The organism is Pseudomonas sp. TE12508 (assembly GCF_056279485.1).
On the sequence record NZ_JBWCCN010000005.1, the window covers coordinates 303982 to 325295 of the forward strand.

Sequence of the window (21314 nt, forward strand, 5' to 3'; positions counted from 1 at the left end):
CTCAAGGAATGAACATGTCTGCAACCATTGAAAAACAATTGAACGAAAGCCTGCGTGATGCGCAGCTCGGGCTCTATCTTTCAGCCATCGTTCCTCAAGACGAGACACTGAAAGCCCTGAAAATCGCAGAGCACCTCAAAACGGCCAATGACCTGTATCACTACTGGCTGCTTGACGTGCGGGTCTCCCAGGAGGTGCCCACCACCCCGGTGGCCTGCGCCACTGCCAGCCTGCAGCAATACATCAACAGCATTCTGAGCAACATGGAACCGGGATATCACACGGCACAGATTCCGTCCGATCAGGTCGAAACCTGGCGCACCGTCATGCATCGCTATCCGAACTGGGTAACCAATCAGCGGTTGCATTATTTCCCTGCGGTCTATCTTGACCCGACCCTTCGCAAGACAAAAACCGACAGTTTTCAGCAACTGGAAAACGACATCAACCAGAACCAACTGACAACCGAGTCGGTTCAAACTGCGGTACTGGCCTATCTGGCAAGGCTTGAAGAAGTGGCCAATCTGACCACGATCAATGGCTATATCGACGGGGATGATTTTGCCAACAGCACCTATTACTTCATCGCCAAATCCACCATCGCCAACACCTACTACTGGCGTTCGCTGGACATGGCGTGCCGCCCTTCGGTCACAGGTGTTTCCAGTGCTAAATACGATGCCCCCGAACCACAGGCCTGGTCGGACTGGAACCGCGCCAACCTGCCGATCTCCGAAAGTGCCATCGAACACACTATTCGCCCGGTTGTGTTCAACAATCGCCTATACGTGATTTGGGCCGAATGCATCTTCCAGGACAAGGCAGCTGTAACCAGGCCAGCGCACAGCCAAAACGACAGAATCAACCCGCTGTTCCGTTTGAACCTCTGCTACAAAAAATACGACGAAAGCTGGAGCACACCGCAGACCTGCCTGCAGGGTTACGGTTCGCACAATTTGCTTCACGACCTGACCTCGAGCGAGCTCAGGGAAAAAACACGAACCATTGCCATTCATGAAAAGTCGGGGACTACGGACTCACTTTTCATTGCACTCTATGTTGATGGCAAGCACAACCAAGAGACGTCCGGCTTGTCTCACCTGGTTTCGATGTCAGCCAATATAGATAAAGACTCGAAAACCACGCAGGAGCTTAACCTCACACCCAATGACTTGAAAAATTCAGGAGAGTCGGAGGCATCACAGGTTGTATTGGTACGAAGGCGGTCTTTCGGCACGGAAAAGAATCTTCAATTCAAGCACTCGACCACAGACAAGACACTTTCCCCACCCAAAATCAGCTCACGTAAGGACACGGCCTCAGGCACAGCAGAGTTCATCGACTTTGCAGGCTCAACAATCGAATTCAGTGACGACAGAAACAGTTCGGATGGGAAGCGTGCGCCCATCCGAATGAACATCACGTTCGCCAAACACTTGATCGAGCGCGCCGAGTCGAGCATGGACACGTTGTTGAGCTGGGATTCCCAGCACTTGCCGGAGCCATCTTTAAAAGAAGGAGACGCGGCAGAACCAATGGATTTCTACGGCGCCTATGGTCGCTACTTTGTCGAGTTGTTCCTGTACCTTCCATGGCTGGTAGCGCACCGCTTCAAGGCTGAGCGCCAATACAGCGAAGCGGAACGCTGGCTGCATTACCTGTTCAATCCCGGCCGCAAAAATGTCACTGGCATGAACCCCGACTACTGGAATGCGGTGCCGTTGATCAGCTCCACCATTCCAGCCCCCGGTCAAACCACCTACGCCATCCAGGGCCCACAATATCCGCATCAAATTGCCCTCAGTCATCCGGTGCACTTTCGCAAAGCGTTATACCTGCTCCATGTCGATATCCTGCTCAACCGCGGTGACACGGCGTTCCGAACGCTAACCCCAGAGGGCCTGACGGAAGCGAAATCATGGTACATCCGCGCCCTGGACCTGATGGGCCCCCGTCCGGACCTCAAACAAACCGATCCCTGGACTACTGTCACGCTGGAAAAATTCAGTAGCGAGACCAACGAAGGACTGCGAACGTTTGAACAACAACTTGGCAAAGACAGAAAAAACCAATCCGCTTCCTCCGCAGTAGTACCGCAAATATGTGTGCGTCCTTATGCGTCCCCTCCCTCGGTCCATGCCATTGATACACCCCATTTGCGTTTACCCTTCAACCCGGTACTGATCGCGCGCTGGGAGAAACTGGAAAGCCGTCTGCATAACCTCAGGCACAATCTCGACATCGTCGGCCGTCCATTGACGCTCCCACTCTTCGCTCCCCCCATGGCACCCGGCGACCTGCTCGGCTCCAATCCCCCACGCGCCGCGGAGCCCGGCATCACCCAGCACCTGGGCTCAGAGATTCCGGCGTACCGTTTCAGTGCCCTGTATGCCCATGCCATGAGCGCGGTCGACACGGTGATTCAATTCGGCACAACCCTACTGTCGTACATCGAACGCAGCGAGCAGGCCAGTTATCAAGAGCTTCAGCAGCACCATGTCTGGGACATCGCCAACATGGCAGTAGACCTGCAGACCCAGGCCCTGAAGATCGACGAGAAAAACCGGGCAGCCTTGCTGGCCAGTAAAGCGATCGTCGAATGCCGGCAGGATTACTACAGTCAGCGGGTCAACGAGGTTATCAATCCGGAAGAAGTGGCAGCTGCCGTTTCACATCTGACGGGGCGCATCGCAGAAGCAAGCGCCCACGCGGCCCAGGCACTCGGTCAAGGCCTGAAAGTCGCGCCCAACATTTTTGGCCTGGCAGACGGCGGTCATCGTCTGGAGGGGGTGCCCTTCGCCATGATGGCCGGGGCTCAAGGCGTGGCGGCCGCCGCTCATGGCGCTGGTGAGGCCCTCGAACGGGCCGCGCAATACCGTCGTCGCCATCAGGAGTGGACGCTCGCCCGCGACCAGGCAAAGCTGGAGATCGAACAGATTGATGCACAACTGGCGCTGGAGGCCGAAAGAGAGACCGCCTCGCGACTGCTGTTACGACAGACTCAAACGTCCCTGACCCAAGCCCAGGCCTCCTACGACTTTCTTAGCAAGCGTTTTACCAACGTGCAGCTTTACCAGTGGTTCACCTATCAACTCTCAAGCTTCTACTACCAGGTGTATGACTCGACCTTTTCACTGTGCCAGTTCACCGAACTGAGTTGGCGTTACGAGATGTTCGACTACACCACACAACCGTTCTTCCAGCACCAGACCTGGAACAGCACCTATCGTGGGCTCGGCCCTGGCGAGCGTATGAAGTTGAATTTGCTCAAGATGAAGAACGCTTATCTTCTGGGCAACGAACGCGAGCTGGAAATCCGCAAGACCGTGTCGTTACGTCAGCTCAAGGCGAAGGAGGAGAGTAAGGACACGCTCCCGACATCGATCAATAAACCCTGGGAAGACACGCCCGGAGCAGACGGCACGGCGACAACCGACGGGACCAAGTCGGAGCTTGTAAAGACCGGCTCATGCGAGTTTGAACTGACGCAGTCCCTGTTCGACAACGACTACCCCGGCCACTGTCTGCGCCGGATCAAGAGCATCAGCATTTCCCTGCCGGCCGTCCTGGGCCCTTATGAAGACATCCGTGCCACGCTGACCCAGACTGGCAGCGAAGTCGTCATGCCGGGTACCGACAAGCCCACCATTAAAAGTCTGCGGGCCAATCAGCAAATAGCGCTCTCGACGGGCATCGACGATAACGGCCTGTTCACCCTGAGTTTCCAGGACGAACGTTATCTGCCTTTCGAATACACGGGCGCGATTTCGAAGTGGAAGCTGTCGTTTCCCAATCATGCCGCTCAAAAGTCCATGCTCGAATCGCTCACCGACATCATCGTGCACGTGAGCTACACGGCCAGAGCAGGCGGAGGTTCGCAATGAGCGAACAAATAGCATTGCCTGTTATCGCGCCGTCACTACCCAAGGGTGGCGGTGCCATCCAGAGCATTGGCAAAGGATGGGGTGCCATCGGCGCCCACGGTGCAGCCTCTTATGAGATTGCCTTGCCGATTTCACCGGGTCGCGGCTTTGCACCCTCCTTGTCACTCAGCTACGGCAGTTCGGTCGGCAACAGTATGTTTGGCATCGGCTGGGGGGTGTCATTGCCCACTGTTGCGCGACGCACCAGCAAGGGTGTACCAGCCTATGCCGAGGATGACGAGATTGTCGGCCCCAGCGGTGTTGTGTGGCTGCCCGAGCGCGATCAAAAGGGCGTCATCACCTCAACCCGCGTCGATCGTTACAACGGGCAGGAACTGGGTACAACCTATACTGTTGTGCGCCACTTCCCGAGAATCGAAAGCAGCTTCGACCGGATTGAACATTGGTCCTCGGAGAGCGACAAACCGGGTTTTTGGTTGGTGCACGGTGCCGATGGCAGCCTTCATCTGTACGGAAAAAATCCGGCATCGCGTCGTGCCAACCCCCAGGACACGAGCCGTGTAGGCGAATGGTTGCTAGAGGAGAGTCTGAACCCGCACGGCGAGCACATCCTTTACCAGTACAAGGCAGAAGATGACCGCGATGGCGCCAAGGCCCAGCGTTACTTGAGCCATGTGAGCTACGGCAACTTCAAGGCCGATGCAAACCTTTACTTATGGCAAGCAGACCGGCTGAAGCCTGTGCAATGGCATTTCGAGTTGGTATTCGACTACGGCGAACGGAGTACCGAATACGAACACAAACCTCTATATGAAGGCCAACAGTGGCAAACCCGTAGCGACGCGTTTTCCAGTTTCGCCTACGGTTTTGAGTTACGTACCGAACGCCTGTGCCGCCAGATTCTGATGTTTCACCGCTTTCCCGATGAGTTGGGCACCGCCCCCGCTCTGGTCCGACGCCTGCTGCTCGATTACCGACAGACGCCTCTGGGTTACCACCATCTGAGCGCGGCCCATGACCAGGCGTTTGGCAACTCGACAACCGCCGATAACCGTCCCCCCGTTGAATTCAGCTACATCGAGTTCAAGCTCCTGCCTGATACCCACGCCTGGCAGCGCTTTCAGAACATGCCGGGGCTCAACGACGGCCAAGGTTATCAACTGGTGGACTTGTACGGCGAAGGCCTGCCGGGCGTGCTCTATCGAGGTAACGCAGGCTGGTATTACCGCGAACCCATGCGAGCCAGAGCCAAAAGCAATGAAGTGGCTTACGATCAGTGGCGAGCGTTACCCAACATTCCCGTTGCCGACACTGCAAAACCTGTGCGCCAGTCGCTGAGCGACCTCACGGGCGATGGTCGGCTGGACTGGATCATTGCTCAGCCGGGGCTGAGTGGTTTTTTCTCCCTCGGCCCCGACCGGGAGTGGTCGGATTTCGCCACGTTCAATGCCTTCCCCGTGGAGTTTTTCAATCCGCAAGGGCAGTTGGCCGATCTGATGGGCGAAGGGCTCAGCGATCTGACGCTGATAGGCCCACGTAGTGTTCGCCTGTACGCCAATCAACGGCAGAACGGTTTTGCAACCGCCCGCGAAGTGACTCGTAAAGAGGATGAAGACGCCCTTCCTGTACTCACCTCTTCGTCCTCCGAACTGGTGGCCTTCAGCGATATCCTGGGCAGTGGTCAACAGCACCTGATACGTATTCGTCACAACGAGGTGAAGTGCTGGCCAAACTTGGGTCGTGGACGCTTCGGTAAAGGCATCGTGCTGGGCTCTCCTGGCCTTGCATACGAAACATTCGACGCCTCGCGAATCCGTCTGGCGGACCTGGACGGCTCTGGCGCCGCCGACCTGATTTATCTTGAAGCGGATCAGGCGCGGATCTTCATGAACCGCAGCGGCAATGGTTTCGCCCCTTCAGTGGCCCTGCCATGGCCGGAAGGTGTGCGCTACGACCGTTTCTGCCAGGTGAGCATCGCCGACTTGCAAGGACTCGGCTGTTCCAGCCTGATTCTGAGCGTGCCGCACATGACACCCCGTCATTGGCGCTACGACTTCGTCAGTGCAAAACCGTATTTACTCACGGGGACCAACAACAATATGGGCGCCGCCGGCAGCATCAGCTACCGCAGCTCGGCGCAGGAATGGCTGGATGAAAAAGCGGAGAAAATCAAAGCCGACAAGCCCCGCACCTGTCATGTGCCAATGGCCCAGCATCTGGTATCGAAACAGACCCAACTCGACGAGATTACCGGCAATCGTCTGACTAAGAGCTTCTCTTACCGCCAAGGCTACTACGACGGCATCGAGCGGGAATTTCGCGGCTTCGGCCTGTTGCTGCAAACCGACAGTGAAACCAACCCCGATGATGCCGATTCGCAAGGTTTCACCACGCCATGCCAGACAAAGAGCTGGTTCCACACCGGACAAGCAGTGGATCTGCCTCGTACCGATTATCACCATGCTGACAAAGAAGCCGGGGCGCTGGGCAAGGCACTGCTTTGCCAATACCAGCCAGAGCTGAAGAACGACACACGCATCACGTCCCCAGACACGGCAACAACCCTCGAAATGGCCCGCGCCCTGAGCGGTCACTTACTGCGCAGCGAGATCTTCGGAGTCGATAAACGCCTGAAGACCAGAACGCTATATTCGGTTCAGGAAAACCGCTATCGGGTACGTTTGCTACAAACACCTGAGGGTAATCGACGCTATGCCCGGATGTTGCCACTGCTGCTAGAGTCCATCCGTTATCAGTACGAAGGCATCGCCGATGACCCGCAATGCCGGCACACCCTCAATCTGCAGCACGACCTGTTCGGCACACTGACCCACAGTGTGAACGTCCATTACGCCCGACGTAAAACCGGCAGCGATATCCCGCCGTTCAGCGATGCCGACCAGCAAAAATGGTGGCGCGATGCTCATGATCCGGCACAACAGTTCTACTACCTGAACGAAAGCCTTGCCGAATTCATTCATCTGGATAGCGCCCAAGGATGGCGGCTGGGTCTGCCTTATCGCCAGCGTACCAATGCGTTGAAGCGACCCAAGGCGCCCGAGGCCGGAGGGCTGACCACAAAGGATATGACTTACGAAAGGCTCATCGAACTCGTCAAACAAACCGCCTGGACGACCCAACACGTCCTCACCGGACTGTCCGTGCAACGCTACAAAAACACCTCAACCGCAGAAGCCCTGCCGGACGGCGTCGCCCACTTCGAAGCCCTGGCCGACCATCTGGAAACCGCCGAGCTGGACGAAACAGCCCTGAAAGCCTTCGACGTGTTGTCGCAAGCGGCTCGCCCCAAGGGAAGACTGCTCGAACGAAGTGGCTATCACCGAATGAACGATTTCCTTCCCGTAGCCACGTCTCCCAGAAAACTCTGGTCTGTCAAAAGCGGTTTCTCGACCTACGCCGCACTGAAGGGTTTTTACAAGACACAGACCCTGCGGTTGAGCAAAAGCCATGGTGTGACCGAGGTCAGCTACGACAACTATCACTGTCTCATCACCGCGCTCAAACTGCCCGATGGTTGTGTCACCAAGGCTACCTACGATTACCGCTCACTCCAGCCCCGGTGCATCACTGACCCGAACGGGAACATTCAAGAAGGGCTCTATGATGGTTTCGGCCAAGTGCTGGCCACCAGCATTTACAGCAACAAGAGCAATACGCTCATAGGTTTCAAACCTATCGCTCAATACAAACGTCCGGAGTTCACCAGCCCGACCGAAGCGATCAACAATGCAAGGGGTGCTTTGCTGGACGCCGCCAATGCCATCTACTACGCGCCATTTAGCTGGATGGGGCGCGTCTCGGACGCAGCTCTGAAGGACCGCGACTGGCTGATGCGCTGCGTGGCCAACGGTGATGTGCTGCCAACCGGATACATCTGCGCTTCGGTCCGCAGGCGCCTGGCAGGCCTTAAAACACTCTTGGCCGATGAAGCGAAACTGACAACCGAACTCGCAACCTCGGCCCGTGAGCCGATACACATCGCCACCCTGGTCGCTGATCGCTACCCCAATGACAACCAGAGACAAATCCGCATTACCGTCACCTGCTGCGATGGCTTCGGACGAACACTGCAAAGTAAGCAGCAAGTCGAATCGGGTACGGCCTACGTCGTCAACGCCAAGGGAGAACTGACCCTCGAGGACGGAACACCGAAGGAGCTCACCGCAGCAAAGCGCTGGCGTATCAGCGAACGGGTGGAATACAACAACAAGGGATTGGCGATCCGGACCTACCGCCCTTACTTCGCCGATCAGCATGACTACATCAACGATGTGTCCTTGCGACAGTTCGGCCATTGCGATCTGCAGTTTTACGATGCGTTGGGGCGCCCTACGCGTACACGTCTGGCAAAACAAAATGGCCTTTCCTATATGCGGCGGCAAACCCGCCACCCCTGGTACACCCTGGACGAGGATGAGAACGATACGCTGGAAGAGGTCATGTCCGAACGACTCCCGACAACCGGGGGTGAGGCATGAGCGCACGCCTTCACTGCAAGACACCGACGATCAACGTAGTCGACAGCCGAGACCTGACGGTCCGGCATGTCGCTTATTGGCGTAGCGACGCAGCCAAGGCTGCGCAGGCGCGCATTACCCGTCAGCAGTACGATACTGCCGGACGCCTAATTGCACAGTGGGATCCGCGACTGTTTGCCGAAACGCAGAAGGCCAATCTGACGACCCTCTACAGCCTGTCCGGCAGACCACTGCGGGTAGACAGCGTTGACGCCGGGTGGCGACTGAACCTGCCGGGGGACGCTGGGCAGACACTTCGCAACTGGGACCAGCGAGGCAATCATTGGCGAACGACCTTCGATGATCAACTACGGCCAATCACGATCCAGGAAGAATCGCCGGGGCAGTCGGCACGCATCATCGAACGCTTCAGTTATGGCGACAACTCGATAGATTCGGCCGCACTCAATCGATGTGGCTTGTTGATTCGCCACGACGACGAAGCAGGCAGCCTGCTCATCGACGAGTACGCCCTTGGTGGTAAACCCTCGCGTCAGACACGCCACTTTCTGTTGAATGCCGAAGCCTTAGACTGGCCGGCAGAGGAACACAGCCGAAACCTCTTACGAGAAACGGGTGATGGCTACAAAACGCAATGGCACTACGACGCAACGGGCGAGCTCATCCGGCTGGTGGATGCCGGTCAACACCAGCAGCGTTTTTCCTTTGATGTTGCAGGCCGACTCAAAACCGTGAGCCTGAAACTCAAAGATACCGAAATCGAAAATACCCTGGTGAAGGATCTCGTTTACAACGCCTTCGGCCAGGTTGAATCACAGACCGCAGGCAACAACGTCATGAGCCGCGCGGTGTTCGATCCCGCCAGCGGTCGATTGACCTCGATGACTGCCTCCATATCGGACCGCACCTTGCAGTCGCTGCACTACAGCTATGATGCGGTGGGTAATGTGACGCAAATCGAGGACAAAGCTCAGCCCGTGCAGTTTGGCAGCAACCAGAGAGTCGAAGCCGTCAGCACATTCATCTATGACAGTCTCTACCAATTGACCAGTGCAACCGGACGAGAAGCGGCAGGGACAACCACTGCCCCCTATATTCCTGCGCTCGGCATTACACCCATCGATACCCGGCAACTGTTCAATTTCACCCAACACTACACATACGACGCTGGCGGTAACCTGACCGAACTGCGCCATGTGCGGGATCGCAACAATTACACCCGAACTTTTAACGTGGCAAATCTCAGTAATCGTCTGGTGTCCTGGCGCCAGGGCTCTGAATTGCCAGGCACTGCTACAACCTTCGATGACAACGGCAATCTGCAGGACTTGCAATCGGGCCAGTTGCTGCAATGGAATGCACGCAATCAACTTACCGGCGTGGTGTTGGTCAAGCGTGAGGATGGTCCTGATGACCATGAACGTTACGACTATGACGGCAGTGGTCAGCGTCTTCGCAAAACTACCACCACCCAGGGTGCATCGATCACTCACACCCGAGAGGTCCGTTATTTACCGGGCATCGAAATCCGTACCCGGGGGAAAGAGCGGCTGGAAGTCATAACGGGGCAAGCCGGACGTGGCAGCGTTCGTTGCCTGCACTGGACCGAAGGCCAGCCCACAGGTATTCCCTCAGATCAACTGCGCTATAGCCTTGACGACCATTTGGGTTCCAGCTCACTGGAACTTGATGGCAATGCTGACTTGATCAGTCAGGAGAGCTACTTCCCATTTGGCGGAACGGCATGGACAGAGTCGCGTTCAAAGGTGGAAGCCGATTACCGGACCATTCGATATTCCGGAAAAGAACGCGATGCCAGTGGGCTTTATTACTACGGGCACCGGTATTACGCACCCTGGTTGCAACGTTGGATCAGCCCTGATCCGGCGGGGACGGTCGACGGGTTGAACCTGTATTGCATGGTAGGGAACAACCCCGTCAGATTTACTGATGCGCAAGGCCTGACCAGATCAGAACGTCTGGACTATCTCGATCTGGCAGAACTGAAACTCGACCAGGTAGCGGGATATACAGAAGGGATGTCTCGTGAAAACTTCGTTGATGTAGCCCTCCGGCGAACCCCTACCGTCAAGAGGCAATACAAAAGCTTCACCATGGAAACGGCCAGAATAATCAGCGAGGTCGAGGCCAACAAAAAGAAAACATCCAATCAGTTGAGAGCATTGGAGAAATCGAAAGAATGGATGTATCCCGAACCTGTGAGATTTTCAAATCCCGTCTATACATCAACCTCGCTGGATAAACATACCGCGCTCTCTGGTATCACGAATGAACACCATGACCATCCACTCACCGGATTTCACAACCTTCCTGGAAGCTTAAGCCCTAAGAGCCTGTTTCCCGGCGTCACCCTGAATGAATCAATAGGGAACAAGGAAGACACTTACCGAGTATCAAGTATTCCGGCGTTTATGCATGGCATTCAAAAAGCTTATTTTGCCGCCGATATGCGGCTCCACGTGTTCCTGACCAATCGGATCATTCGTCACGTGACACGTCACCAGAAAATCCCCGTAAGTGCAGGAATAGCGGGTCTACATGCCGAAGTTGTCGCGGCCAATGTCTGGCTACAGGGAGGTCCGCGTACCAGTCATCACCATCAACGACTGTCACAAGCCTTTATTTACACGGCACGTATGCAAAAACGTGGTCGAGGCTCGGACTTCCCTGCCTGCTTCAATTGCAGTGAAATTCTGCCTCCTTTCATCAACATCGTCACGGGACGAAAAACTAAGTCCTACTGACCCCCCGCATTTGCACAAAACGATATCAATGCCGGTTTCTCTCAAACACTAATCGCATTGGTAAACACCAACCGATTCCCAAACGGATCACTGATGGTCATGTCCTGGCTCCCCCAGGGCATGGCCTGAATCTGTGGGCGAGCGAAAGCATACTCCTTGGCCAACAATTGCTGCTGGAACGCCTCCAGTTCATCGGTCTCAATACGCAACGCTGAGCCCGGTGTGCTGTCGCCGTGGTGCTCGGACAGGTGCAGCACACATTCGCCACGGGAGATTTGCAGGTACAGCGGGAAATTTTTTTCGAAGCGATGCTGCCAGTCGATCTTGAACCCCAGGAAGTCGACGTAAAACTCCAATGTCTTGGTTTCATCGAAAATCCGCAGGATCGGGGTGGTTTTGCCCAAGCTCATGGAGTTGCTCCCAGATTGAGAAGGCCCAGAGTGTAGCTGGGCTGGATGTCAGCGCTTCGGCTTGGGAACGGCTTTCTTTAATCGCAATGTGCCACCACGAGACATGGATCAATGAAAGTAATTTTCGTGGAGGGCTATGGGATGTCGTGCAGAGGTATGGCAGGTCGCGAGTTATGGAAATTGGCCAGGGGACTTTCATCCCCCGACGCTGACCGTCCCACACTCGGCGTAGGAACGATCACTGATCGATTTCAGTCGTGATGCTCGCTGGCGCGTTTGAGCAGTTTCTTGCAGCGTTCGGATAAATGCAGAACGCGCAGCTGCTTGCCAGCCTTGGCGTAGCGCTCGCGCAATGTCTTAAGCGCAGCGATGGCCGAGTAGTCGACGAAGCTCAGGTGGCGACAATCAAGGGTCACCTGGGGCGGGTCGTTGGCGGGATCGAACTGGTTGAGGAATGGCGTGGTAGAGGCGAAAAACAATGTGCCGTGCAGGCGGTAGAGTTTGCTGCCGTCGCTTTCCTGATAGCTGTCGGCATACAGTTCGCGAGCCTGTTGCCAGGCGAAGTTGAGCGCCGCAATGATGATCCCGCACAACACGGCGATGGCCAGATCGGTGAACACCGTAATCACCGTGACCGCGATGATCACCAAGACATCGTTCAGCGGCACCTTGTTCAGCACCCGTAACGAAGCCCAGGCGAACGTCTGCTGCGACACCACGAACATCACCCCGACCAGGGCGGCCAGCGGAATGCGCTCGATCAGCGGCGAAAGGAACAGCACAAACAGCAAGATCATCCCCCCGGCTACCGCACCAGACAGCCGACCACGACCGCCGGAGCTGAGGTTGATCACGGTTTGCCCGATCATGGCGCAGCCGCCCATGCCGCCGAACATGCCAGAGACCACGTTGGCAGCGCCCAATGCCACGCACTCGCGGTCCGGGTAGCCACGGCTCTCGGTGATCTCGTCGGTCAGGTTCAGGGTCAGCAGGGTTTCCAGCAGACCGACCAACGCCATCAATATCGCGTAAGGGGCGATGATGCGCAGGGTTTCCAGGCTCCAGGGGATGTCTGGCAGTGCGAAGCTCGGCAAACTGCCGGCAATGTGCGCCATGTCGCCCAGTGTGCGGGTCGGCAGGCCGAGCAGGTAAACCGCCAGCCCGACACCCAGAATCGCCACCAGTGCTGGCGGCACGGCACGCGTCAGGCGCGGCATCAGGTAGACGATGGCCATCGTCAGCGCCACCAGCCCGACCATCATGTACAGCGGCGCACCACTCAACCAGCCGTCACCGCTCTTGAAGTGCTCCAACTGGGCCAGGGCAATGACAATCGCCAGGCCGTTGACGAATCCGAGCATCACCGGGTGCGGCACCATGCGCACCAGTTTTCCCAGCCTCAACAAACCGAACGCCAGCATGATCAATCCACCCAGCAGCACAGTCGCCAGCAAGTACTGCACGCCGTGCTGCACCACCAGCGCGACGATTACCACGGCCATCGATCCGGCGGCACCGGACACCATCCCCGGCCGCCCGCCAAACAGCGCAGTCAGGGTGCAGATGATGAATGCGCCGTAAAGCCCCATCAATGGATTGAGGTGGGCCACCAGCGCGAAGGCGATGCATTCGGGCATCAGTGCGAAAGAGGTCGTGAGTCCGGCCAGGACATCGGCGCGCAGACGTTTGGGTTTCATGGCTTACCTAAAAAGACAGGCGGGAGAAGAGAGGGCGGATGTTACGGAATTGAGGGCGGGCCGACCAGTGAATGGGCCGTCAGAAACGCAATCGCGAGCAGGCTCGCTCCCACACTGGACTTGTATCGCCCCCAACAATGGGATCGACGCAAAACTAATGTGGGAGTGAGCCTGCTCGCGATGAACGATGACGCGGTCTACGAATCAGCCCTTGAAATCCGCAATCGCATAAGCCGCCAATTTGCCTTGGATGAAGTCCAGGAAGCACTGAATCCGTAGGGCAAGTTGCGAGTTGCGGTAGTACACCGCGTTGATCGGTTGGCGATATCCGCTGTTGAATTCCGCCAGCAGCACCTGCAAACGACCGGCGCGGATGTCGTCGATGGTCATGAAGTGCGACAAGCAGGCGATGCCCTGCCCTGCCAGCGCCAGGTGCCGGATCGTCTCGCCGCTGGACGCATTGATCGACGCCTGGATCGGCCAGCGATCACCGTGGACATAGCGCAACGGCCATTGGTTGAGGCCTTCGTTCTGGGTAAACCCAAGCAGCGTATGTTCGGCCAGATCTGCAACGGCGGCTGGTACGCCGTGTTGTTCCAGGTACGCCGGGCTGGCGACGATGTGCAGCGGGCTGCAACCCAGTGAGCGGGCATGCAAGGTCGAGTCGGCCAGCGTACCGATGCGGATGGCGATGTCGGTGCTTTGTTCGAGCAGGTCGATGATCAGGTCATTGCTGTTGAGTTCGAGCTGGATGTCCGGGTAGAGACGGCGGAACTCATCGATGTACGGCACGATGGCGTGCAGCATGAATGGCGAGGCGGCGTTGATTCGCAGACGTCCGGAGGGGGTTTGCTGGCGTGAGGACAGGCGCTCTTCGAGTTCGTCCATTTGATCGAGAATCAGCTTGGCGTGCTTGAAGAAGTACTTGCCCTCCTCGGTCAGGTCCATGCGTCGCGTGGTGCGGTTGATCAGCGTGGTGTCGAGCTTGGCCTCCAGTCGCGACAGCGTGCGGCTGACCGCCGACGGCGTTTGCCCGACCTGTTCGGCCGCAGCTGAAATCGACCCGCACTCAATCACGCAGACGAAAATCTGCAACTCATCGGATCTGGCTTTCACGTGTGTCCCTTATCGATTGTCCTGCGCCGTTCTACTGTGGCGAGGGGGCTTACCCTAATGCCAGCCAACGTGCGGAACCTGTGGGAGCGGGCTTGCTCGCGAAAGCGGTGTATCAGTCGACATTAATGTTGAATGATAAATCGCCTTCGCGAGCAAGCCCGCTCCCACATGGATTGCGCATGACTAACTGGCATTGGGGCAAGCCAACTCGCCACAGGTTCAGACTTTCGATAGTAGCTGAGCGTTATGCCTTAAGGCCAAACACCTCGGCCAAATGCTGCTCATAACGCGCCACATCGGCTTCGACATTCGGGCGCTTCATCACATCGACGCACAGGAAGGTTGGCAAACCGGTCATGCCAAGGAAGGTGTTGGCCTTGTGGAACGGGAAGTACACCGCGTCCACGCCTTTGGCTTCGAAGAAGTCGGTCGGGTCGTCGAAGGCTTGTTGCGGCGCGTTCCAGGTCAGCGACAGCATGTATTTTTTACCGTGCAACAAACCGCCGCTGCCGTACTTCTGCGACGCGTCGGAACGCGTGCGGCCATCACTGGCGTAAAGGCTGCCGTGGCCTTCGGTGAAGACTTCATCGACGTACTTCTTGACGGTCCAGGGTGCGCCCATCCACCAACCGGGCATCTGATAAATGATCACGTCGGCCCAGAGGAATTTGGCGACTTCCTCCGCGACGTCGTACCCCTCGTCGATAAACGTGGCTTTTACATCCACACCGCCGCGATCCAGCACGCTCAGCGCCGCTTCGTGCAGCGTCGTGTTGTAGCGACCATCGGAGTGGGCAAATTTTTTGCCGCCATTGAGCAACAGGACTTTTTTCATGGGAGAAATCTCGCAAGGTTGAAATTCGATGGCGGCAGAGTAGCGATCGACCTCGCGCGGAATAAGCCCAGGATCAGCAAAATTCATTTGACCAATACGCACGAATCGACAGGGGATTGTTGCCGTAAACTTGCGCCAATTCTGACTTTCAAAGAGAACCTGATGAGCGAACTGCAAGGCTTCATCCTGCACGCCAAGACCCGCCCGGAAAAAGCCGAGGCATTCGAAGCGTTGTTCCGTGCTTATGTCGAACCGAGTCGCGCCGAACCCGGTTGCATCGAGTACCACATGCTGCGCGACAAACAGGACCCGACACTGTTTATCTTCTACGAGATCTGGCAATCCCAGGCTCATCTGGATACGCACTCGAACCTGCCACACATGAAGCAATTCCTCGACCAGCGCATGGAGTTTCTGGAACGGGATTTCGATATCCGGCCGATCGAGATGCTCAGCACTTCGTCCGCTAGCCGCTGATCAGCAAGTGGCCGCCGAGCATACCGAGGCCGATGAAGAACACGCGCTTGAACAACACGGCGCTGATCCGCTGGCGCAGCCATTGCCCCAACAGCATGCCGAGCACCGCCGGAATCAGCGCCAGCAGCGATGCGCTCAACTCGCCTCCGCCGAGGGCGCCGCGCCATAACAGCCCGGCGGCCAATGCCAGGGTCGAGACGGTGAACGACAGGCCCAGCGCCTGCACCAGTTCATCCTTGCTCAAGCCCAGTGCTTGCAGATAAGGCACCGCCGGAATCACGAAAACCCCGGTGGCCGAAGTGATGACGCCCGTCAGCACACCGCACAGCGGACCGAGCCAACGCTCGGTGCGACCGCCGACGCGCAAGGTCGGTAGGAACAACCCGCTCAAGGCGTAAATCAGCAACGCCGCCCCCAGCCCTCGCACAACCCAGTGTCCACCGGCCATGCCGATCCAGAGCGTGCCGACGCCCGTGCCGATGAAAATCGCCAGCAGCATCGGCCACAACCGGTTCAACAGCCCGCGCAAATGACCGCCGAATGCCAGTTGCCAGACGTTGGTAAGGGTAGCGGGAATAATCAGCAACGCCGCAGCCTGCGACGGTGCCATAGCCAGACCGAGCAAGCCCATGGCAATGGTCGGCAAGCCGAGGCCGATCACGCCTTTGATCATCCCGGCCAGCAGGAAGGTTGCGACGACCAATAAGTAAAGGGCCAAACCCAGATGTTGGTAGAACGCGGCGAGTGTATTCATGGGGCTATGGTGAGCCCTGATGGTTGCCTTGAAAATCTGCCATATACTGAGGCAGCCTCTTGATTTGGTAGAGGCTAAAGTTTTCGTTGCGGCTGATGACGTCTTCGCGGGCAAGCCCGCGAAGGGGCCCCGTCCAGACAACAAACCTCCCGAGGCTGTAACGATGCACTTCGACCTCACCGACCTGCGCCTCTACCTGAGCATCCTCGACACCGGCAACATCACCGCCGGCGCAGCTCGCAGCCATTTGTCGCTGGCGGCGGCGAGCGCTCGAATCCGCGCCATGGAGGCTTCACTCGGCATCGAGTTTCTTGAGCGAGGTCGTCGCGGTGTCAGTCCAACCCCGGCCGGCAAGGCCCTGGCGCAGCATGCCCGAGTCCTGTTGCAACAGGCCGAGCGCATGCAGCAGGACTTGGCCGAATACGCCAAAGGGGTCAAAGGCCAGGTGCGGTTGTTGTGCAACACCACTGCAATCACCGAGTACCTGCCGGAGTTGCTGGCAGACTTTCTGCGTGACCATCCGAACCTCGACATCGACCTCCAAGAGTTGCCCAGCGCGCGCATCACCCACGCCTTGCGCCAAGGTGCGGCGGACTTGGGCATTGTGTCCGACGCCGTGGATGCCGACGGCCTTCAGACCCGCTATTTCCGTGACGACCCACTGGTGTTGATACTGCCATGGGATCACCCCTTGGCCGACACCGGACCGTTAAGTTTCAGCGCCACCCTGCACCACGATTACGTCGGCCTGAACGCCAACAGCGCCTTGGCCGTGTACCTGGAAGAACAAGCCCTGCACAGCGGTTTACGGATGCAGATCCGCATCCGTGCCGATGGCTTCGATGGCGTGATGCGCATGGTCGCCCGAGGTGCCGGGTTGGCGATCGTGCCCTTGGCGACGGTCGAACGCTGGCCGACTGAAACACCGTTCAAAAGCATCGAACTGAAAGAGCCATGGGCCCGCCGCAAACTGTTGCTGTGTGCCCGGGACTTCGCCGCACTGCCCGGTTATGCCCAGGCCTTGCTGAATGCCTTGACTCTCCCCTGAGGGGCAGACTTTACCCTTGAGGTTTCAGCTTCAGGGACAGTTACGATGAGCAAGCAAACCGCCCGTTAGCGAGGCCTTGAACGCTCTCTCATGCTTGCCCCTTTTCAGCAAAAATAAGCACAAGGAATAGCTTGCATGGTACGACTACATACGTACTATAGCTTCGAAGCCGAACGTGTCGTTCAGTACCCGCCACCCTGCGGCGACGGCGGGCAAGGAAGAACGGATCAGCTCCAATAACCTACAAGGAATGAGGGGACGCTATGGTTGATTCAACTGAATTTCGTAATGCAATGGCGATGCTGGGAAGTGCGGTCACCATTGTGACAACGGATGGCCCCGCGGGTCGTTTTGGCTTTACCGCGTCGGCGGTGTGCAGCGTGACGGATTCACCGCCCACACTGCTGGTCTGCGTGAACCGCTCCTCGTCCAATCACGAGCATTTCAAAACCAATGGGGTGCTCTGTGTGAATGTGCTGACGGGAAATCATCAATCAACATCCGGGGCGTTCGCCAATCGTCAGCTGTCCATGCAGGAACGCTTTTCCAGTGTGAACTGCGAAACCCTGGTGACCGGTTCGCCAGCCATCGATGAAGCGCTGGTCAATCTCGACTGTCGCATCAGCAAGATCGACGAGGTGGGTACTCACAGCATTTTTTACTGTGAAATTCTCAAGCTCAAACACAGCGAGGCCAAGGAAGGCCTGGTCTACTTCAATCGCAATTACTACCGTCTCAACGACGAACTGCGATTGGCGCCCGATCAGTAACCGCTGCCTGCCCGGCATTGATGACAGCCGCCGTGTTGCCTGGACGTCGGCCTGTCCAATACCGGGTCATCACAGGGATGAGAACATGTTATTCAATGAAGAAAACTTCGCGGATATAGACCTTAACCTGATCATTATTTTTCTGGTGTTGTTCCGGGAGCGAAGTGTTACCCGCACGGCTGAACGCCTGCATGTCAAACAACCAGCGATCAGCGGATCGTTATCGCGCTTGCGCAAAAAGTTCGATGACCCGTTGTTCCTGCGCTCCTCCAATACCATGCGCCCCACCTCGAAAGCTGAAAAACTGGCGCTGGCCCTCACCCCGGCGATCAGTCAGATAGAAGCGGTGATTTGCCGCTGACAAAGAACGCCAAAACCCCTTGCTCGGGTGAACGATCAGGGGGTTGTCCCGGACTCAAACGTAGAACGCTGAGAGGATATGAAAAGATGAGGGATCGGAAGATGCGTGACTTCAAGCTCGATTGCCGAGCCTGATCCTGACTAAACCCGCGCCCAAAAGGCCGGTAGAAAGCACTCACTGACCAGCAAGGCAGAGCCGTTGCGCGTGAAGCGCGAGCGCCTGGCCAGCAATCGTTTGGCATGAGGGGCGAAACGATAGGACAGCGCCGCCAATGGCGCACCGGGGGACAGCAAAGCGCACTGGAAAGGTTCTCGCAGGGTTTGGGCCGACGTGTAGAGGATCTCGGCCAATGGTCGGCCGCCGTATTCGTTGAGCTCCGACCAATCGGCGCTCAGGGCCGGTACGCTGGTCAGGCTGCGCGCCGTGACACAGGGCTCACCATCGAGCTTCATGACCACCTCACGCACCCAACCGGTCGACGCCGCCGATACGTTCAAGGCTTCTGCCTCGTCAGGGTTGAGGGGTCCGTGGGACTGCTCGACCACTTCGATGGAGTAACTGCCCATCGCCTTCAAACGAGGGGTCAGCGCGCCCGGCAAAAACAGCCAGTGATGTTCGGGATCAGTTAATTCCGACAACGGTCGCGACGACCAATAATGACTTGTCCCCATACTCTCACCTCCCTGGTGATCGTGAACTCAATGGTTGCAGTGAAGGGCTCTGCCCTTCACTTGCCGTGTACTCCTGAAACTCAAGCCTCGGTCTCTTCGTTCACTTCATGCTTGCTGATCACTTCGACGGTTTGCTCGTCGAACTTGACCGCGGTGAGTAATGAATCGAGCAGCCCTGGAAAACGCTGGTCCATGTCCTCGCGGCGCAAAGACAACAGGTTTTCACGACCATATGGCCGTTGCCAAATCAGACCGCTGTCACGCAGGACCCGCCAGTGATGCGTCATTGTCGATTTCGACGCACCCTTGAGAATGCGCCCGCACGGGTGTTCCTGGCCATCGGCCAACACCTTCAATACGGTCAGGCGCAACGGGCTACCCAGTGCGGACAGAACATTCTCTAATAAGATCTGGTCCTGATTAGGGTGATTTGCAACGTTCATAGGTAGGTACCTTTGATGATATAGGCGGGAGGTGTCTTACTAGGATTCGTCTATACGAGAACAGTAAAACTATACACAAAAAGTACCCCCCCGCGATAACCACCCCGGGCACTACAGCACCTTGAACCCTGCAATCCCCCGTTGGTTTTTTACTGCACTTCACGCTCCTGAAAGCCGCCGCCCAAGGCCGCCATCAACGAAATCGAACTGTCGATGTGCTTGCTGTTGAGGAAGGCCAGGCGCATCTCGTCCTGAATCAATTGTTGCTCAATGTTTAACGCATCCAGGAACGTATCTTCACCGGCCTTGTACCGGGACTGAGAAAGATCGTAGGACGACTGGGCAATGGCACAGGCATCTTGCTGCACTGCAATCTGCTGTTCGAAAGAGCGCAGTTGCGTGACCGAAATCGCCACTTCATGCAGGGCCGAGGTCAGCACCTGATTGTAGTGAGCAATCGAAATATCCAGTTCGGCATTGCCGGCCTTGAGGTCGGAGCGCAAGCGCCCGGCATCGAAAATCGGCAGGGAAACGGCCGGTGCGATGTTCCAGAACTTGCTGACGCTGGCGAGCAATGCATCCCCGGACAACGCGTGAGTCCCCGCCGAAGCCACCAGGTTAACGTTGGGATAAAACGTAGTCTTGAGCGCATCGACATTCTTGTTCTCGGCTTCGACCCGCCAGCGTGCCGCCACGATATCTGGCCGACGCCCGACCAGTTGCGCCGGCAACTGAGCGGGCAGCGCCACCACACTGGCTTGCAGGCTTGAAGGACGGTCGATGCTTTGCGCGCGATCCACGCCCTTGCCGACCAATGCCGACAACTGCAACCGGGCGATTTCGATGTCATCCAGCGCGCCGATCAAGGTCGATTCCGAGCGCGCCTTGAGACTTTGCACCTGCTTCAACTGCGACAGATTATCCAGCCCCGAGTCATAGCGTGAACCCGAGAGTTCCACCAACTTGCTCAACCGCGCGAGATCCCGGCGATTGAGTTCCGACACCTGCCAGGCGTAGGCAAGCTGGTTGTAGGCCTTGACCACGTTGACCGTCAGAATCAGCCTCGATGATTGCAGGTCGACTTCGGCCGCCATGGCACCGTTGAGTGCCGATTCCCAGGCTGCCCGCTGTCCACCCCACAGATCAAAGGTGTAGTTGAAATTGACCGCCAGCGATCGGGCAGTGACGTAGTTCCGGCCCTCTCCGCTGTAGTCCTCGTACCGGGACAACCGGGCACGGGTGACGCCCGCCGAAGCATTGACTTCGGGGTAGCGCTCGGCCTCGCGCAAATCCAGGAACGCGTTGGCCTTGGCGACCCGTGCCGACACTTCCTGCAAGTCCGGGTTGCTGGCATAGGCCTCTTCGATCAAGGCGCCCAGTCGCGGGTCACCCAACGACGTCCACCAGTCGGCACGAGGCCAGTTGGCGGGCGGCAGTGTGTCTTGCAGCGTTTTGGAGTGCAGATCGTCAACCGACAACAAGCTGCCCTGATGATCGATCCCGGCATAGTTCACACAGCCTGCCGCCATCAGGATGGAAATAGCCAGCGGCGCCAGCATCAAGCGCGTAATCCGATACATACAA

The 21314-nt window shown here is 57.2% G+C and carries 15 protein-coding genes; 7 read left to right on the top strand and 8 right to left on the bottom strand.

Going from position 1 to position 21314, the window contains the following annotated elements:
- Positions 1–14 precede the first annotated feature (14 nt).
- From ACZ9IM_RS09295 to ACZ9IM_RS09305, 3 genes are read left to right on the top strand one after another with little or no spacing between them, the layout of a single operon-like run.
- Positions 15–3884: a Tc toxin subunit A-related protein gene (locus tag ACZ9IM_RS09295; RefSeq protein WP_476223748.1), complete on the top strand. Its 3870-nt coding sequence runs from the start codon at positions 15–17 to the stop codon at positions 3882–3884.
- Positions 3881–8383 (top strand): SpvB/TcaC N-terminal domain-containing protein, encoded by a 4503-nt coding sequence (locus ACZ9IM_RS09300; protein WP_476223749.1) that lies wholly within the window; start codon positions 3881–3883, stop codon positions 8381–8383. Before ACZ9IM_RS09295 ends, ACZ9IM_RS09300 begins: the two co-directional genes overlap by 4 nt.
- Positions 8380–11148 carry an RHS repeat-associated core domain-containing protein gene (locus ACZ9IM_RS09305; protein WP_476223750.1) on the top strand — a complete coding sequence of 923 codons (2769 nt, stop codon included), beginning with the start codon at positions 8380–8382 and terminating at the stop codon, positions 11146–11148. The genes ACZ9IM_RS09300 and ACZ9IM_RS09305 overlap by 4 nt, the downstream gene beginning before the upstream one ends.
- 41 nt (positions 11149–11189) lie before the next feature.
- On the opposite strand, the gene ACZ9IM_RS09310 is transcribed toward ACZ9IM_RS09305, so the two are convergent.
- From ACZ9IM_RS09310 to mdaB, 4 genes are all read right to left on the bottom strand, one after another.
- Positions 11190–11558: a glyoxalase superfamily protein gene (locus tag ACZ9IM_RS09310; RefSeq protein WP_429580261.1), complete on the bottom strand. Its 369-nt coding sequence runs from the start codon at positions 11556–11558 to the stop codon at positions 11190–11192.
- 251 nt (positions 11559–11809) lie between these two features.
- Positions 11810–13255, bottom strand: a complete 1446-nt coding sequence (locus ACZ9IM_RS09315; RefSeq protein ID WP_476223751.1) for a SulP family inorganic anion transporter — start codon at positions 13253–13255, stop codon at positions 11810–11812.
- A 204-nt stretch (positions 13256–13459) separates the two neighbouring features.
- Positions 13460–14371, bottom strand: coding sequence for a LysR substrate-binding domain-containing protein (locus tag ACZ9IM_RS09320; RefSeq protein WP_427625824.1), 912 nt, complete (start codon positions 14369–14371; stop codon positions 13460–13462).
- Between the two features lie 244 nt (positions 14372–14615).
- Positions 14616–15206 carry an NADPH:quinone oxidoreductase MdaB gene (gene mdaB / locus ACZ9IM_RS09325; RefSeq protein ID WP_008067470.1) on the bottom strand — a complete coding sequence of 197 codons (591 nt, stop codon included), beginning with the start codon at positions 15204–15206 and terminating at the stop codon, positions 14616–14618.
- A 162-nt stretch (positions 15207–15368) separates the two neighbouring features.
- Between mdaB and ACZ9IM_RS09330 the strand changes: the two genes are divergently transcribed.
- Positions 15369–15683 (top strand): putative quinol monooxygenase, encoded by a 315-nt coding sequence (locus ACZ9IM_RS09330; protein WP_123498827.1) that lies wholly within the window; start codon positions 15369–15371, stop codon positions 15681–15683.
- Here ACZ9IM_RS09330 and ACZ9IM_RS09335 read toward each other — a convergent pair.
- Complete coding sequence (locus ACZ9IM_RS09335) at positions 15673–16437, bottom strand: sulfite exporter TauE/SafE family protein (protein WP_476223752.1); 765 nt, start codon at positions 16435–16437, stop codon at positions 15673–15675. The two genes, ACZ9IM_RS09330 and ACZ9IM_RS09335, sit on opposite strands and share 11 nt — an antisense overlap.
- Positions 16438–16600: 163 nt before the next feature.
- Between ACZ9IM_RS09335 and ACZ9IM_RS09340 the strand changes: the two genes are divergently transcribed.
- The 3 genes from ACZ9IM_RS09340 to ACZ9IM_RS09350 all read left to right on the top strand — a co-directional run bounded on the left by ACZ9IM_RS09340 (position 16601) and on the right by ACZ9IM_RS09350 (position 18616).
- Complete coding sequence (locus tag ACZ9IM_RS09340) at positions 16601–17485, top strand: LysR substrate-binding domain-containing protein (RefSeq protein WP_476223753.1); 885 nt, start codon at positions 16601–16603, stop codon at positions 17483–17485.
- Between the two features lie 263 nt (positions 17486–17748).
- A complete protein-coding gene (locus ACZ9IM_RS09345; RefSeq protein ID WP_008067482.1) occupies positions 17749–18255 on the top strand; it encodes a flavin reductase in 507 nt (168 codons plus the stop codon).
- A gap of 85 nt (positions 18256–18340) precedes the next feature.
- Entirely contained in the window at positions 18341–18616 is a 276-nt protein-coding gene (locus tag ACZ9IM_RS09350) for a LysR family transcriptional regulator (protein WP_476223754.1), read from the top strand.
- A 140-nt stretch (positions 18617–18756) separates the two neighbouring features.
- Here the strand turns inward: ACZ9IM_RS09350 and ACZ9IM_RS09355 are convergent, their stop codons facing one another.
- The 3 genes from ACZ9IM_RS09355 to ACZ9IM_RS09365 form a co-directional block, all read right to left on the bottom strand.
- Positions 18757–19287: a chorismate--pyruvate lyase family protein gene (locus ACZ9IM_RS09355; protein ID WP_427625829.1), complete on the bottom strand. Its 531-nt coding sequence runs from the start codon at positions 19285–19287 to the stop codon at positions 18757–18759.
- An 80-nt stretch (positions 19288–19367) separates the two neighbouring features.
- Complete coding sequence (locus tag ACZ9IM_RS09360; RefSeq protein WP_427625830.1) at positions 19368–19730, bottom strand: ArsR/SmtB family transcription factor; 363 nt, start codon at positions 19728–19730, stop codon at positions 19368–19370.
- A gap of 149 nt (positions 19731–19879) precedes the next feature.
- Positions 19880–21310 carry an efflux transporter outer membrane subunit gene (locus ACZ9IM_RS09365; RefSeq protein ID WP_476223755.1) on the bottom strand — a complete coding sequence of 477 codons (1431 nt, stop codon included), beginning with the start codon at positions 21308–21310 and terminating at the stop codon, positions 19880–19882.
- Positions 21311–21314: the final 4 nt, after the last annotated feature.

Bases quoted from the DNA above. Each gene is read 5' to 3' on its own strand.
- ACZ9IM_RS09295 (WP_476223748.1), top strand. From the start codon at position 15: ATGTCTGCAACCATTGAAAAACAATTGAACGAAAGCCTGCGTGATGCG.
- ACZ9IM_RS09300 (WP_476223749.1), top strand. From the start codon at position 3,881: ATGAGCGAACAAATAGCATTGCCTGTTATCGCGCCGTCACTACCCAAG.
- ACZ9IM_RS09305 (WP_476223750.1), top strand. From the start codon at position 8,380: ATGAGCGCACGCCTTCACTGCAAGACACCGACGATCAACGTAGTCGAC.
- ACZ9IM_RS09310 (WP_429580261.1), bottom strand. From the start codon at position 11,558: ATGAGCTTGGGCAAAACCACCCCGATCCTGCGGATTTTCGATGAAACC.
- ACZ9IM_RS09315 (WP_476223751.1), bottom strand. From the start codon at position 13,255: ATGAAACCCAAACGTCTGCGCGCCGATGTCCTGGCCGGACTCACGACC.
- mdaB (WP_008067470.1), bottom strand. From the start codon at position 15,206: ATGAAAAAAGTCCTGTTGCTCAATGGCGGCAAAAAATTTGCCCACTCC.
- ACZ9IM_RS09330 (WP_123498827.1), top strand. From the start codon at position 15,369: ATGAGCGAACTGCAAGGCTTCATCCTGCACGCCAAGACCCGCCCGGAA.
- ACZ9IM_RS09335 (WP_476223752.1), bottom strand. From the start codon at position 16,437: ATGAATACACTCGCCGCGTTCTACCAACATCTGGGTTTGGCCCTTTAC.
- ACZ9IM_RS09340 (WP_476223753.1), top strand. From the start codon at position 16,601: ATGCACTTCGACCTCACCGACCTGCGCCTCTACCTGAGCATCCTCGAC.
- ACZ9IM_RS09345 (WP_008067482.1), top strand. From the start codon at position 17,749: ATGGTTGATTCAACTGAATTTCGTAATGCAATGGCGATGCTGGGAAGT.
- ACZ9IM_RS09350 (WP_476223754.1), top strand. From the start codon at position 18,341: ATGTTATTCAATGAAGAAAACTTCGCGGATATAGACCTTAACCTGATC.
- ACZ9IM_RS09355 (WP_427625829.1), bottom strand. From the start codon at position 19,287: ATGGGGACAAGTCATTATTGGTCGTCGCGACCGTTGTCGGAATTAACT.
- ACZ9IM_RS09360 (WP_427625830.1), bottom strand. From the start codon at position 19,730: ATGAACGTTGCAAATCACCCTAATCAGGACCAGATCTTATTAGAGAAT.
- ACZ9IM_RS09365 (WP_476223755.1), bottom strand. From the start codon at position 21,310: ATGTATCGGATTACGCGCTTGATGCTGGCGCCGCTGGCTATTTCCATC.